Raw genomic sequence first — 14,467 nt, forward strand, 5'->3', positions numbered from 1 at the left:
GCTCAGGACTGCTCGACGCCCTCGTCACTTTGCCCATCGCGCCCATCACGTCCATTCCGCCCATGTCGCCGCTCCTTGCGCCTGTCGTGCATTGCCTTTGCTTCTTCTTGGTTCACGAAGCCATCCCCATTGGCATCCATCTGGCTGAATGCGTGATCCTGTGCTTCCGCGGTGCTGACCACGCCATTACCATCGGCGTCCATCTCATCGAACATTGCCGGCATGCGCTCCTGCATTTTAGCCTGCCGTTCCCCCGACGCCTCTACCGCAGCGAGCATTTCATCGCGGGTAATTGAACCGTCACCGTCAGCGTCGGCCCGCTTGAAGATCTTCGGACCGCGCCGCTCTCCCGGTGGTTGAAACTCCTGGCGACTCACCTGCCCGTCCCCATCTGCGTCCATCATCAAAATACCACCGCGAGGCTGCGCCAGCGCCACTGCTGACAACAAAACTGTGGCACCACCCAGAAGTACAAGTCGTGTTTTTTTCATCGTGCTACTCCAAAAAATGAATGATTGTGAATGTCCTTCTGTCATACGGGGCATCACGGAAAATCCGTCGGAAAGGCAGACAAAGAATTATGACTTGAGCTCGGCGCCTGCCGGGTCTAATTTAGAGCCATGATCAACAGCACATCGGTCAAAGCAGATCACGGTCACCTCCTCGGGGAGATCCTCTGTTATCTCGTCGGCGGCCTGCTTCTGGCCTTTGCCGCTACCGTCGTGCTCCGCAGTGAGGTGCGCGCGACCGAGGCCCTTCAAGCCCTTCCTGACATGCAGCTTTGGTCCCCCGGCCGGAAAGAGGCTTACTTTCGCGCCATAGACAGCGCAGAGACACCGGTTTTGGCGATACTCCGGGCCCCCGCGCTGAACCTGACGGTGCCCGTGTATGACAGCGCCAGCGAACTGAACATGGATCGGGGCGCGGGCGTCATAGATGGCATGGCCTATCCCCACGAGCCGGGACATATCGGTATCGCAGGGCATCGAGATGGTTATTTTCGGGTGCTCAAAGATGCCGCCGTCGGCGACCGTCTCACCCTGGACACCCTCCATGGCGAACGCCATTTTGTTATCGATGAGCTTCGCGTCATCGAACCCGAGGCCATCGAGTATCTCCGGGACACCATGGACCCGCGCCTGACCATTGTCACCTGCTACCCCTTTTATTTTGCGGGGAATGCCCCCCAACGCTTTCTTGTTCGCGCCGTGCCGGTGCCCCCCCCTCAACCAAGGGTCACTCTTCCTCCCAGGAGCAACGCATGAAAAAACAACTCATTGCAGCATCATTCGCGCTGGCACTTAGCGGGCATCTGATGGCGCAGGAAGCGCCCGGCTGTGACGACCTTGTGTGGTCAGCCCAGGTGCTGGCCGCAAACCCGGACATTGCCCTGTCCTGTCAGGGTGTCTATGCCCGCAACGACGAGCTCTACGCCAAAGTCATTATTGAGCTGACCCGGGTGCGGGGCAATCGACTGAGCTTTCGACCCCGGCACACGGACGGTTCCCAGGGCGCGCAGCGCAGCATCACCGTAGACAGCAGCTGGCGTGCAAACATTCAGGGCCGGGACTATCGCGCCAGCGAACTGCTTCCCGGTCAGGAACTCAGTGTTTATATCCCGGAAGACCGCTTTGCCCTCGCGGTGGATGATGGTGCCTTTGATGGCGATGAAACATTGATCAACATTGAGGAAGCGACCGTGGTCACCATGCCCAAAACCGCCTCTCCCCTCTACGCCGCCCTCGCCGCGGGTGTTGCATTCCTGGGGTTGGGTGTTGCAATGACTACCCGCCGCCGATTGCGGCGCGCAAGGGCTTGAACTAGGATGAGCTACTGACTGACCACTCGCGGTTGTCCGCCCCGGAGCACCTAAGGCTGAGGGCACGGGCCACCGATCAAATCGAAGAGCAGAACCATGTTTGAGCGCAAAAGCAGTAAACCGCAGACGCCGGACCCAAGTCCCGCTGCCAGCGCCACGCCGGAACAACCCGCCGTGGCTAAACCACCTACACCGGCTAAACGCACAGAGGGAGTAAACGCAGTGATCGGATCCAAGGTCAAAGTTAACGGCGACATCATGAGCAGCGAAGACCTGCTGGTCGAGGGCGAAGTGACAGGTACCATCACCCTGTCCGAGAACGAGCTGGTTATCGGCACGTCGGGGCGGGTGCAGGCCAATATCAGCGCCAAGACCGTCCGCATCGAAGGCGAAGTCAAAGGCGACATTGACGGCAGTGAGCGCGTAGTGATCTGCGCGTCCGGCAATGTACAGGGCAATGTGAGCTCTCCCCGGGTAATGCTCGAGGATGGCGGTCGCTTCAAGGGCAGCATCGACATGGGCGGCAGCAAACCCGCCGCCGCAGCGGCCACAAAGCCCGCCGCCGGCGCAAAACCCGAAGTGCACAGTATCGACAAAGCAGGGTAAGCCAGGCCCGTGGTCGGCCTGCCCGGCAAGAAGTCCGATCGCAGCGATCCACCGGCGGCAATTACCAGTCGATTGCTGCCGGTAATGCTCGACGAAAAACGCCTCGCCTCCCTCGGCACCCTCAACATTCTCGACTTTGGACGCGCCAACAGTGGCAGTCTCGAGTTCTTCAATCAGTTTTCCTGCCGCCTCTGCGTGCTGGACGCGGCCGACAGCCTTCTGGAATGGTCTGCAGGTCTCGAAGCCCGCATGGAGGACCCGCCCTCAAACCAGCAGATGCAGCTTGAACTGAGCGGTTTACTGTCGTCCATGGGTGCCCACCGCTACGACCTTGTGTTCTTCTGGGACACCCTGAATCATCTGCACGAACACGCCCTCTCGGCGTTTTCCGGACTCCTGCGGCGCTACCTCACGGCGGACTGCCGAGGCCACGGATTTATGTTGCATAAAAGGGGCACGGAGCAGATGCTCCGTCATATGGGCATGGCCGGCGACAACCTCATCGCCGTGCAGAGCCAGAGTGCTGCGACCCTTTATCCCCACAATCGCAAGGTGGTTAACGATGCCCTGGGCAGTGAGCTGCGCATTGATCAGGGCGTGCTCCATGGGGACGGGCGCCTCGAGTACCTGCTGGTCAGTAACACCCCCAAGCGTTAAACCGGAGTTTTATATGGCATCGATGTTCCGCGCATTGGCGGCGCTTTCCATTATTGTGACTGCCCTACTTGTCGGCTGTGGTGGCGGAGAGTCGAATGTTGAGCGGGGAAACCGCGAGGGCGTGCTCCACTATGGCAATGGCAGTGAGCCCCAGGGGCTGGACCCCCATGTTGTGACCGGCGTGCCGGAGAACATCCTGATCCGGGCATTGTTTGAGGGCCTTGCGGTAAAAAATCCCGCCACCCTGGAGCCCGAGCCCGGCGTCGCCAAAAGCTGGGAGTTCAGCGAAGACCGCCGGGTTATCACATTCCACATCAATCCTGAGGCGCGCTGGTCCAATGGTGACCCCGTGACTGCCCATGATTATGTATGGAGCTGGATGCGCGCCCTTCATCCGCAGATGGGTAATCTCTACGCATATATGCTCTTCCCCGTTAAAAACGCCGAGGCTTTCTTTAGCGGGGAGATTTCTGATTTCTCCGAGGTGGGAGTGAAGGCAAGGGACGCTCTTACCCTGGTGGTCACTCTCACGGAGCCCACGCCCTACTTCCTGCAGCTTATGGATCACTACAGCACCTTTGCCGTGCACCGAGCTACCATCGAAAAACACGGCAAGTTCACCGACCGTTTCACCCAGTGGACGCGGGAAGGCAATATGGTGAGCAACGGGCCTTTCCAGCTTGAGGAATGGCTCCTTAATCGCCGCATCACCATGCGCAAGAGCGACACGTACTGGGACCGCGATCGTGTGCGCCTGAACAAGGTGATTTTTTATCCCACGGAAAACGCCGTGTCCGAAGAACGGGGATTCCGCTCCGGCCAGCTGCATGTCACTGCGACGCTGCCCCTGGACAAGATTCCCGTTTACCAGGCCCAGGAAGACTCCCCCTATCGCCAGGACCCCTACCTCGGCACCTACTTTTACCTTGTTAATACCAAGCGACCGCCCATGGATGATGTGCGTGTGCGTCGCGCCCTGGCAATGAGTGTCGACCGCGACACCCTCATCCGCTCGGTCCTGCAAAACTCCGCAGTCCCTGCCTACAGCATCACACCGCCGGGGGCCCTGGGCTACGTACCGCCCAAGACCTTTGACTACGACCTGGACAAAGCGCGGCAGTTAATGGCCGAGGCGGGCTACCCCGACGGAGAAGGCTGGCCCGGGATGGAGATTGTCTACAACACCCAGGAGGCCCATAGAAAAATTGCTGTGGCCCTGCAGCAGATGTGGAAAGACGAGCTCAATATCGACGTGACCATTTCAAATCAGGAATGGAAGGTCTATCTGGACTCCGTCACCAACATGGAGTTTGATCTGGCCCGCCGCGGCTGGATTGGCGACTTTGTGGACCCCCAAAACTTTCTGGATCTTTACCTCACCGACGGGGGTAACAACAATACGGGCTACGCCAGCCAGCGCTACGACGAGCTGATTCGCCTCAAGGCGCCTCAGGCGCGATCCCGTGAGGAGCGCTTTGCGGTTTTCTATGAAGCCGAGAAAATGCTCATGGAAGACATGCCTATCATCCCCATCTATACCTACACCAGCAAACACCTGGTTCATCCCAGCGTCTGCGGCTTGTCTCCCAATCTCATGGACTCCCTCAATCTCCGCTACGTCTGGCTGGATCCCGATCGTCGCAGCGTTTCTGAGCCCTGCGAAAAGTGAGATACGGCGCACCGCTTTACGGCGCGCTACTGCTAACCGCGATCCTTGCTGGACTCGGCGGTTGCTCCCCGGGAGAATCCCGGGTTGTTCAGGGAAATCGGGACGGCATACTGTATCTGGGCAATGGCACGGAGCCTCAAACCATTGATCCTCATGTGCTGTCGGGTAGCCCCGAAGCGAATGTTGCCGATGCACTGTTCGAGCCGCTGATCATTCGCAACCCCTACGACGAGTCCATGGAGCCGGGCGTCGCCAGGAGCTGGGACTTCAGTGATGACGCCATGTCCATCGTGTTTCACCTGAATCCCGAGGCGCGCTGGTCCAACGGTGAGCCCATCACCGCCGAGGACTTTCACTGGACCTGGGAGCGCGCCCTGAATCCCGCGCTGGGTAATCAGCTGGCCAACGTGTTTTTTATCATCCGCAACGCCGAGGCCTATCACCTCGGCGAAATTGATGATTTTGATCAGGTCGGCATCGAGGTGGTTGATCCCCATACGCTTCGCGTAGAACTGGCTTACCCCTATCCCTTCGCGCTCATCAACTTCAGCTATGTCTACATGGCGCCCCTGCATCGCGCGACCATCGAAGCTCACGGCGGCACGCGCCTTCGCTACTCCCGGTGGACCCGGCCCGAGAATATTGTCGGCAACGGTCCCTTCCGCCTCGCGGAATGGAAGCTCCAGCGCTTCCTTCGCGTGGAACGAAATCCCTATTACTGGGACGCGGACACGGTAAGCCTCAACGGCATTGTCTTTCGCCCCATCGAGGGCGCGGCAACGGAAGAAAAAATGTTCCGCAGTGGTCAGCTTCACGCCACCAATATGGTGCCTAATAGCAAAACACCGGGATATCGGGAACAAGCGGACTCCCCCCTGATTCAGACGCCTCAAATGGCGAGCTATTTTTACGTTTTCAATACAAAAATACCGCCTCTGGACGATCGTCGGGTGCGCCGGGCCCTGGCCCTGGCGGTGGACCGGCAGCTGCTGGCGACGAATGTTCTTAACGATACCGCCATTGCCTGGGGTGGCTATGTGCCCTTTGGCATGCCCGACTATGATCCTCCAAAGCTGCTGACCTTCGACCCCGGAGAAGCCCGGCGCTTACTGGCAGAGGCAGGCTTTCCCGACGGCGAAGGCTTTCCCGAGCTCTCCCTGCTTTACAACACCAGCGAGGACCATCGCACGATTGCCGTAGCAGTACAGCAAATGTGGAAAAAGCACCTGAACCTCGACATCACCCTGGAAAATCAGGAGTGGCAGGTGTACCTGACGGCAATACGCGAAGGCAATTTTGAGATTGCCCGGCGAGGCTGGAACGGCGACGTGACCCCCGACAGTTTCCTCGATTACATGGTCAGTGATTCGCCCATCAACGCAACAGGCTTTGGAGACCCCGACTTCGATGACATCGTCATCAATCAGGCGCGGAAAACCCCTGATGTCGCGGCGCTCATGAAGCTGTACACCCGCGCCGAGGACATACTCCTGCGCGAGGCACCCCTGTTACCCGTGACCACCTATACGGAAAAACGTCTGGTGCAACCCAGTGTCAAAGGCCTCCACGGCCGCGTCGTGACGGGTTACGTTTACAAATACGTGGAGCTCGATCCCGAGGCACCCGCGTGGAAATGGCAATCATCGGAAACCTAATTTATGTGGCGATTTATCAGCATCCGACTCTTACAGGCGATACCGGTATTACTGGCGGTCATCACTGTGACATTTTTTCTGGTGCGCGTGGCGCCCGGGGGGCCCTTCGACAGCGAGAAAGCGGTGATACCGGAAGTCAAAGCCGCTCTGGAAAAACAGTATCGCCTCGACCTCCCGCTCTTCCAGCAATACACCGCCTACCTGGGTGATCTGGCCTCGGGCGATTTCGGTCCGTCGTTTAAGTATCCCGGACGCAGTGTTAACGAGCTCATTGGTGCCGGTTTGCCTGTTACCGCGGAGCTGGGATTCTATGCCCTCCTTGTAGCTGTGCTTATCGGTGGGCTAGCCGGGATCATCGCATCCCTTCGGCCAAACACGGCGCAGGATTACATTCCCATGAGTCTGGCAATGATCGGTATCTGCATGCCCTCGTTTCTCCTGGGGCCTCTCATGGTGCTGCTCTTCGGCATCGAACTCGAGTGGCTGCCGGTCTCCGGCTGGGGAGACATTCCCGGCGACAAGATCCTGCCCAGCATTACCCTCGGTGCGGGCTACGCCGCCTATATTGCCCGCCTCTCCCGGGCGGGCATGCTGGAGGTGATGTCCCAGGATTACATTCGCACGGCGCGCGCTAAGGGCCTGCCCGAATGGCAGGTGGTCACGAAGCATGCGCTCCGTGGCGGACTCATGCCCGTCGTCACGTTTCTCGGTCCCGCTTTTGCCGGCCTTCTTGCGGGATCCTTTGTGGTGGAGACAATTTTTCAGATACCGGGCCTGGGACGCTTTTACGTACAGGCGGCATTTAATCGGGACTACACCATGATCCTGGGGACCACGGTGTTTCTGTCGACCCTCATCGTGCTCTTTAACCTTCTCTCGGACATCGTCGCAGCCTGGATGAATCCCAGACTTCGTCATCAGCTGGGGGGCGCGTCATGAGCACTTTGTTAACAGATATCGCCGCGGCAGAAGAGGGCACTTCCCTGTGGAAAGACGCCTGGCTGCGCCTGCGTAAAAACCGTCTGGCCATCGTGGGACTCTGTGTGCTGCTGGTATGCATTGTCCTTGCCCTGCTCACACCGCTGATTGCCCCCTATGCCTATGATGCCCAGGATCTTGATCTGGGTGCTACGCCGCCTTCCGCAGAACACTGGCTGGGCACAGATATTTTTGGTCGCGACATGCTGACGCAGATTCTCTACGGCGGCCGTATTTCCCTGGCCGTGGGCTTTATCGCCACCGCCGTCGCCTTACTCATCGGTATCACCTGGGGTGCCATCGCCGGTTACGCCGGCGGTCGCGTCGATGCCGTGATGATGCGCCTCGTGGATATTCTCTACGCCCTGCCCTTCATGATTTTCATCATCCTGCTCATGGTGGTTTTCGGTCGCAACCTGCTCCTCCTCTTTCTCGCCATCGGCGCCGTGGAATGGCTCACCATGGCGAGAATCATGCGTGGGCAGGTGCAGTCCCTCAGGCAGCAGGAGTTTGTGGAGGCCGCCATATCCCTCGGATTGTCTCCCGGCACCATTATCCGCCGCCATCTGATTCCCAATGCCCTCGGTCCCATTATCGTTTACACCACTCTGACCATACCCAGCGTGATGCTCCTCGAAGCGTTCCTGAGTTTTCTGGGGCTTGGCGTACAACCCCCGCAGACATCCTGGGGACTGCTCATCTCCTACGGCGCTGAGACCATGGAGGAGTACCCCTGGCTGCTGATTTTTCCCGGGCTTGCGCTTACCGTGACCCTCTTCTCCCTGAACTTTCTCGGGGACGGCCTGCGCGATGCGCTGGACGTTCGCGGTTCAAAGGACTGATCGCTATGGCCTTACTCGAAGTCAAAAACCTGGCAGTGAGCTTTGTCACCCGTAACGGCGTGAACAAAGCCGTGGATGACATCTCCTTTACCGTGGAATCCGGCAAGATCACCGCCATCATTGGCGAATCGGGTTCCGGCAAATCCGTTGCCTGCTACAGCATGCTGGGACTCATTCCCATGCCCCCGGGCCGCATTGATGGCGGGCAGGCGCTCTTTGACGGCAAAGACCTCCTCCAGTGCTCCGAAAGGCAGCTGCGCAAAACCCGTGGCCGGGATATCGCAATGATCTTTCAGGACCCCATGACCTGCCTCAATCCCTACATGACCATAGGCAAGCAAATGGTAGAGCCCATCGTCTATCACAAGGGCGTGGCGAAGGCGGAGGCGCGGACCCGCGCGATAGAACTGCTCGGGGAAGTAGGTATCCGGGACCCCGAGAGCACCGTGGACTGTTTTCCCCATGAGTTTTCCGGTGGCATGCGCCAACGGGTCATGATTGCCATGGCGCTCATCAATGAACCCAAGCTACTGATTGCCGACGAGCCCACCACGGCACTGGATGTCACCATTCAGGCACAGATTCTCGAGCTCATCGCTGAGCTACAACGAAAACGCGATATCGGTGTCATATTTATCAGCCACGATCTGGCGGTGGTGGCGGATATTGCCGACGAAATCTGCGTGATGCAGCAGGGAAAAATTGTTGAGGCCGGTGATCGAAGCGCCATCTTCAGCAATGCGAAACACCCCTATACGAAAAAGCTGCTGTCTGCGATTCCCGCCGGAACCAAGGTCTCCCCGGCGCAGGACGCGGAGCCTCTCATTCGCGTGCGGAACCTCAAAACCTGGTTCGATGTCGCCAAAGGCGAAACGGTAAAGGCGGTCGACGATGTGAGCTTCGATATACACCGGGGTGAAATCCTCGGCCTCGTGGGGGAGTCCGGGTCCGGCAAATCCACCATCGGACGATCACTGCTGCGCCTGGTGCCCATCAGTGAGGGCGAGGTGAACTTTGATGGCACCGACATCACGGCCCTCGAGGGGCCGGCCTTGAAAACCATGCGCCGGCGGATGCAGATGATCTTCCAGGACCCCTTTGCGTCCCTCAATCCGCGTATGACCGTGTTCGACACCCTGGCGGAACCGCTGCTCCTTCATGGAATTGAGGACCGCCGCAGTGTAGGCGACGGCGTACTGAAGCTCATGGACGATGTCGGTCTCGCCCGGGCCTTCGTGCGCAAGTACCCCCACGAGTTCTCCGGTGGACAGCGACAGCGCATTGCCATTGGCCGTGCCCTGGCCACGCGACCGGAATTTATTGTTGCGGATGAACCCGTGTCCGCTTTGGACGTGACGATTCAGGCACAGATACTGGATCTCATGCTGGAGCTGGGCCGGGAGTATGGGTTGACCATGCTTTTTGTGTCCCACGATCTGGCGGTAGTGAAGCACCTTGCGGATCGCATTATCGTGCTCTACCAGGGCAAGATCGTCGAAGAGGGTACGGGCGAGTCCCTGTTCAATGCTCCCCAGCAACCCTATACACGGCAGCTACTGCAGGCCATTCCGGGGCGGGCGCTCCTTTAAAGCTCTAGTTCATGTCCGGATAGGGGTTGGGGCCGCCCGCATCTATCCAGGCATCGAGCTCCGATGCCAGCACTGACAGGGGCACGGAACGCAGGCCCAGGATCCTGTCGTGGAAATAGCGCTGATCAAAATCAGTTCCAAGCACCACCTCGGCTCGGGCGCGTTTTTCACGGATGAGCATTTCCCCCAGCTTGTAGGCCAGGGCCTGAGCGGGCCAGGAAATGTAGCGATCGATCTCTGTGGTGATCTCATGATCTGACATCGCGGCGTTATCGCGGAGATAGGCGATGGCCTGCTCCCGACTCCAACCGTATTGATGGAGGCCCGTATCGATCACCAGACGGCAGGCACGCCACATCTCATAGGTGAGCTGTCCAAAGCGCTCGTAGGGCGTGCGATAAATGCCGATCTCTCCCCCGAGCCACTCCGTGTACAGGCCCCAACCCTCGCCATAGCCCGAAAAGTAGTTCTGCGCACGAAACTCCGGTATCTCCCCGGGGGCTTCCAAAGAGATGGCCGCCTGTAAGGCATGCCCCGGCGCGCATTCATGAAGCGTAAGCGCTGGTAGGGTGTATAGGGGACGTGCCGGCAGATTGTAGGTATTCATCAGACAGGCATTCAGGCCGCCGCGTCCCCCCGTGTAAATCGGTGCGATGGCGGGCGGTACGGGATTGATAGCGAAGCGCCGGCGAGGCAGGAAGCCCAGCACCTCCGACAGTTTGCCGTCCATACGCTTGGCCACGTAGGCGGAGACGCCCATGAGCTCATCGGGTGTCCCGGCATAGAACTGCGGATCCGTGCGAAGGAAGTGGAAGAACGCGGCCATATCGCCGTCGTACTCCAGTTCCGCCAAAATCAACTCCATTTCACCGCGAATTCGGGCCACCTCGCTGAGGCCTTTGTTGTGAATCTCCTCCGCCGTCAGGTCCAGCGTCGTGAAGCCCTTAATCTGTGACTGGTAAAACGCCTCCCCATCGGGAAGATCCCGCGCAGCGAGAGTCCTGCGCGCATTGGGAAGATATTCCTCGCGCATGAATTTCAGGAGCGCGGTGTACGCGGGCACCACCTGAGTCGCGATCACTTCCCGGGCCTCTGTCTGGAGACGAGCGACCTGTTCCCCGCCCATCATGGGCGGGAAACTATCAAGAGGTATCCAGAAGGGGTTTTCACTGCCCGGCAGCAAATACGCTTCGATAGACTGATCCCGGCCCCGGAGACTGACGGCGGGCACGGTGTAGCCCCGGGCCATGCCTGCGCGCATGTTGCTCATATGCTGGGCAAAAAACCGCGGAAGATCCCGCAGGCGACCCAGATAGCGGCGGTAGCTTGCGGCGTCCTCGAAGCCTCCATTCTGGGGATGTAGGCCGCTCCAGAAAAAGCTGTCGGAGTTCAGCGGCGCCTCATAGGTCTTGTAGCGGGCATCATTAGCCAGGGTTTCTATAATCTGACGAAAAACCGCCGCATTGATGGCTTCCTCAGGACTCAGGTCCTCGATGGAAATCTCATCGAGTTCCCCTAGTACACCCTCCCAATAGGCCAGGCGTCTCTGTTGGGCGGCATCGCTGACATCGGGCAGGCCAGATGTTTTTACCCAGTTACCCTCTGCGTCCCGTTCCTTGCCGAACTCTTTTTGCCGCCATTCCCATTCACGCTCATAGAGCGCTGACAGGGACGCATCGCCGCGCGAGACGCTTTGCTGGCCCGTACTGGCACCACAGGCGGTGAGAGCCATCAGCAGAAAAGACACAGCAATAATCTTCATGAAGCGCTTACTCGGTTAGCGGCAGAGCGTTTCACGATACGTCAGGAAACCATCGTTCTCAATCGTTCCGTGGTTCGGTTTACACTTGGGATTTTGAGCGGAGAATTCTCATGAACAATGAAGAGCAAATCGCCTATTGGAATGGCGATGCGGGACGCAAATGGGCTCAGCGGGATGCCATGATGTCTCGCATGCTGGCCCCCGTCGCCGACGCCCTGATGAACCACGCTGCTGTGGACAGCGCCCGCGCCGTATTGGATGTGGGCTGCGGCGGCGGCAGCGAAACCCTCATGCTGGCAAAGCGTTTGGGCCCGGAGGCCTGCGTCCTGGGGGTCGATGTTTCCGCGCCGTTACTGGACGTTGCCCGTGAAGAACTGGCGAGGCTGGGTGACGCAGGCAAAGGGGTGGCTTTTGTCGAAGCAGATGCTTCCCGCCATGATTTTGGCGACGCCCGCTTTGACCTGCTGTTTTCGCGATTCGGCGTAATGTTCTTCGATGATGCCACCGCGGCATTTACGCATCTTCGAGGGGCCCTGGAACCCGGCGGCCGTCTCGCCTTTGCCTGCTGGCAGGCCCTGGCCAATAACCCCTGGACCGCCCTGCCCCTCAAAGCCGCGCTATCCATACTGCCGCCACCGCCCACACCCAAACCCGGGAGCCCGGGGCCCTTCGCCTTTGCCGACGCCAGGTATGTCGAGACTCTCCTTTCGGACGCGGGCTGGCAGAATATTGCCGTAACCCCCCATGAGGTCAGCATGGACTGGGAAGGGAGCGGCGGCTTTGAAGCCACGGCGAGGGAACTGGTTAATACCGGTCCCGTGGGGAGACTACTCGTGGATGTCGATGAGAACACCCGCGAAGCCGTGTACGCTGCCGCTGAAGAGATACTGGCGCCCTACTATCAGAACATGCAGCTCTCCCTCCCCGGCGCCGTATGGCTGGTAACCGCAGAAAACCCCTGATGGTCCCAAGCCCCGAAGCCCCCAATAGCAAAAGATAAAGGTATCAGACGCCATGCCAACCATTGGAACCCCATTTGCCGAATCCGCCACCAAGGTACTGCTTTGCGGTGCGGGCGAGTTGGGAAAAGAAGTCGCCATTGAACTCCAGCGCTTGGGGATCGAAGTGATTGCCTGCGACCGCTATGCCAATGCACCGGCAATGCAGGTTGCCGATCGAAGCTATGTCTTTCCCATGCTCGATGGAGAGCGCCTGCGCGCCGCCATCGAAATGGAAAAACCGGATTTTATCGTGCCGGAAATCGAGGCCATTGATACGGACACCCTCGCAAAGCTGGAAGACGAGGGTTTTAATGTGGTGCCTTCGGCTCGAGCAGCGCAACTCACTATGAACCGCGAGGGCATTCGCAGGCTGGTTGCAGAATCTCTGGACATCGCCACCTCACCCTATCGCTTTGCAGACACCCGGGAAGCTTTCGAAACCGCCATCGACGAAATTGGTATGCCCTGCGTCGTAAAACCCATCATGAGTTCCTCGGGTAAGGGTCAGAGCGTGGTCCGCTCCCGCGAGGACATACAGGCCGCCTGGGACTTTGGTCAGGAGGGAGGCAGGGCCGGTGCGGGCCGACTGATCGTCGAGGGTTTTGTGGACTTTGACTATGAGATCACGCTTCTCACGGTGCAGCACATTTCCGGCGTCAGCTTTTGCGCACCCATCGGTCACCGCCAGGAAGACGGCGACTACCGAGAGTCCTGGCAGCCCCACGTTATGGACCCCGAAGTACTGCAACAGTGCGAGGATATCGCTGCCCGCGTCACCGGCGCTCTGGGCGGCAAGGGGCTCTTCGGTGTGGAATTTTTTATCCGTGGCAAGGAGGTCTATTTCAGTGAGGTCTCGCCCCGGCCCCACGACACGGGGATGGTGACCCTGATCTCCCAGGACCTCTCGGAGTTTGCACTTCATGTTCGCGCATTCCTGGGTTTACCGATTCCCGGCATCGGCCTCCACGGCCCATCAGCATCGGCGGTCATCCTTCCCGAGGGTCACTCCGAGAACATTGAATACGGCAATCTCGCCGTCGCCCTGGGACAGCCCAATACCGATCTTCGGCTGTTTGGAAAACCCCAGCTAGCAGGACGGAGGCGCATGGGCGTGGCCCTTGCCCTCGGTGAGGATACGGAAAACGCACGAAGCAAAGCGCGTAACGCCGCTGCGGCGGTGACCATCACCCTCTAGCTCGCAATGAATAATCGCCCTTGAAAAATTTTTAGCTGTCCGCATATCAAGAACACGGGTGCTCAATTGGGAGGCCCGATACACAATATTGCTTCTTATGGAGAATATGATTATGCGTAACACGATAGATTTTTCCCCCCTTTATCATTCCGCTATTGGTTTTGATCGCATGGCGTCCCTGCTGGACTCCGTAGCGCGAGACAGCAAGCCCAGCTACCCGCCCTACAACATCGAGCAGGTAGAAGAGAACCAGTACCGGATCACCATGGCCGTCGCCGGATTCACGGAAGACGAGCTGGAGATCACCAGTGAGCAGAACAGTCTGGTCATCAGCGGACGGCATCAGGGTGACAGCGAAAACCGCAACTATCTGCACCGCGGCATTGCCAACCGGGATTTTGAGCGCAAGTTCCAGCTTGCCGAGCATGTAAAGGTTGTCTCCGCAAAATTGGAGAACGGCCTCCTTCACGTGGCATTGGAACGCGAAATCCCCGAGGCCATGAAGCCCAGAAAAATCGCCATTGAAGGCGTTGATTCTGGTGCGCTCCTGGAGAAAGACGCCGCCTAGGATGCTGCAGATGCAACAGCACGTTTAGTGCAGCATGGGAGCGCCCTGCGTCGCTCCGAAAGCAAGAGCCGGGCTTCCATAGCCCGGTTTTTTTTTGCCATTCTCTAACGACTCTGAGCCCGTCCG

Annotated in this window: 14 protein-coding genes; 12 read left to right on the forward strand and 2 right to left on the reverse strand. The window is 58.8% G+C overall.

Annotated features, from left to right (window positions below; all coding sequences use genetic code 11):
• Positions 1-2: 2 nt before the first annotated feature.
• Entirely contained in the window at positions 3-491 is a 489-nt protein-coding gene (locus tag KT71_RS18500) for an EF-hand domain-containing protein (RefSeq protein ID WP_008293799.1), read from the reverse strand.
• A 129-nt stretch (positions 492-620) separates the two neighbouring features.
• On the opposite strand from KT71_RS18500, the gene KT71_RS18505 reads away from it, so the two are divergent.
• From KT71_RS18505 to KT71_RS18545, 9 genes are all read left to right on the forward strand, one after another.
• A complete protein-coding gene (locus KT71_RS18505; RefSeq protein ID WP_008293798.1) occupies positions 621-1,265 on the forward strand; it encodes a class D sortase in 645 nt (214 codons plus the stop codon).
• Positions 1,262-1,819 (forward strand): hypothetical protein, encoded by a 558-nt coding sequence (locus KT71_RS18510; RefSeq protein WP_008293797.1) that lies wholly within the window; start codon positions 1,262-1,264, stop codon positions 1,817-1,819. Before KT71_RS18505 ends, KT71_RS18510 begins: the two co-directional genes overlap by 4 nt.
• Positions 1,820-1,915: 96 nt before the next feature.
• Positions 1,916-2,425, forward strand: coding sequence for a bactofilin family protein (locus KT71_RS18515; RefSeq protein ID WP_008293796.1), 510 nt, complete (start codon positions 1,916-1,918; stop codon positions 2,423-2,425).
• Between the two features lie 9 nt (positions 2,426-2,434).
• On the forward strand, positions 2,435-3,082 hold the full coding sequence (locus KT71_RS18520) for a hypothetical protein (RefSeq protein WP_008293795.1): 648 nt from the start codon (positions 2,435-2,437) through the stop codon (positions 3,080-3,082).
• A 13-nt stretch (positions 3,083-3,095) separates the two neighbouring features.
• The gene (locus KT71_RS18525; protein ID WP_008293794.1) at positions 3,096-4,751 is read left to right on the forward strand and encodes a peptide ABC transporter substrate-binding protein; all 1,656 of its coding nucleotides are present in this window, start codon (positions 3,096-3,098) and stop codon (positions 4,749-4,751) included.
• A complete protein-coding gene (locus tag KT71_RS18530; RefSeq protein ID WP_008293793.1) occupies positions 4,748-6,406 on the forward strand; it encodes a peptide ABC transporter substrate-binding protein in 1,659 nt (552 codons plus the stop codon). The genes KT71_RS18525 and KT71_RS18530 overlap by 4 nt, the downstream gene beginning before the upstream one ends.
• Before the next feature lie 3 nt (positions 6,407-6,409).
• Positions 6,410-7,345 carry an ABC transporter permease gene (locus KT71_RS18535; protein ID WP_008293792.1) on the forward strand — a complete coding sequence of 312 codons (936 nt, stop codon included), beginning with the start codon at positions 6,410-6,412 and terminating at the stop codon, positions 7,343-7,345.
• Entirely contained in the window at positions 7,342-8,226 is an 885-nt protein-coding gene (locus KT71_RS18540) for an ABC transporter permease (RefSeq protein WP_008293791.1), read from the forward strand. Before KT71_RS18535 ends, KT71_RS18540 begins: the two co-directional genes overlap by 4 nt.
• 5 nt (positions 8,227-8,231) lie before the next feature.
• Positions 8,232-9,815: an ABC transporter ATP-binding protein gene (locus KT71_RS18545; RefSeq protein WP_008293790.1), complete on the forward strand. Its 1,584-nt coding sequence runs from the start codon at positions 8,232-8,234 to the stop codon at positions 9,813-9,815.
• Positions 9,816-9,819: 4 nt separating this feature from the next.
• Here the strand turns inward: KT71_RS18545 and KT71_RS18550 are convergent, their stop codons facing one another.
• Entirely contained in the window at positions 9,820-11,577 is a 1,758-nt protein-coding gene (locus tag KT71_RS18550; protein ID WP_008293789.1) for a DUF885 domain-containing protein, read from the reverse strand.
• Positions 11,578-11,687: 110 nt separating this feature from the next.
• On the opposite strand from KT71_RS18550, the gene KT71_RS18555 reads away from it, so the two are divergent.
• The 3 genes from KT71_RS18555 to KT71_RS18565 all read left to right on the forward strand — a co-directional run bounded on the left by KT71_RS18555 (position 11,688) and on the right by KT71_RS18565 (position 14,341).
• The gene (locus KT71_RS18555) at positions 11,688-12,539 is read left to right on the forward strand and encodes a class I SAM-dependent methyltransferase (RefSeq protein ID WP_008293788.1); all 852 of its coding nucleotides are present in this window, start codon (positions 11,688-11,690) and stop codon (positions 12,537-12,539) included.
• Positions 12,540-12,591: 52 nt separating this feature from the next.
• Positions 12,592-13,773 carry a formate-dependent phosphoribosylglycinamide formyltransferase gene (purT, locus tag KT71_RS18560; protein ID WP_008293787.1) on the forward strand — a complete coding sequence of 394 codons (1,182 nt, stop codon included), beginning with the start codon at positions 12,592-12,594 and terminating at the stop codon, positions 13,771-13,773.
• 112 nt (positions 13,774-13,885) lie between these two features.
• Positions 13,886-14,341, forward strand: coding sequence for an Hsp20 family protein (locus KT71_RS18565; protein WP_023660342.1), 456 nt, complete (start codon positions 13,886-13,888; stop codon positions 14,339-14,341).
• The last annotated feature ends 126 nt before the right edge of the window (positions 14,342-14,467 follow it).

This window comes from Congregibacter litoralis KT71, assembly GCF_000153125.2.
Taxonomy (GTDB): domain Bacteria; phylum Pseudomonadota; class Gammaproteobacteria; order Pseudomonadales; family Halieaceae; genus Congregibacter; species Congregibacter litoralis.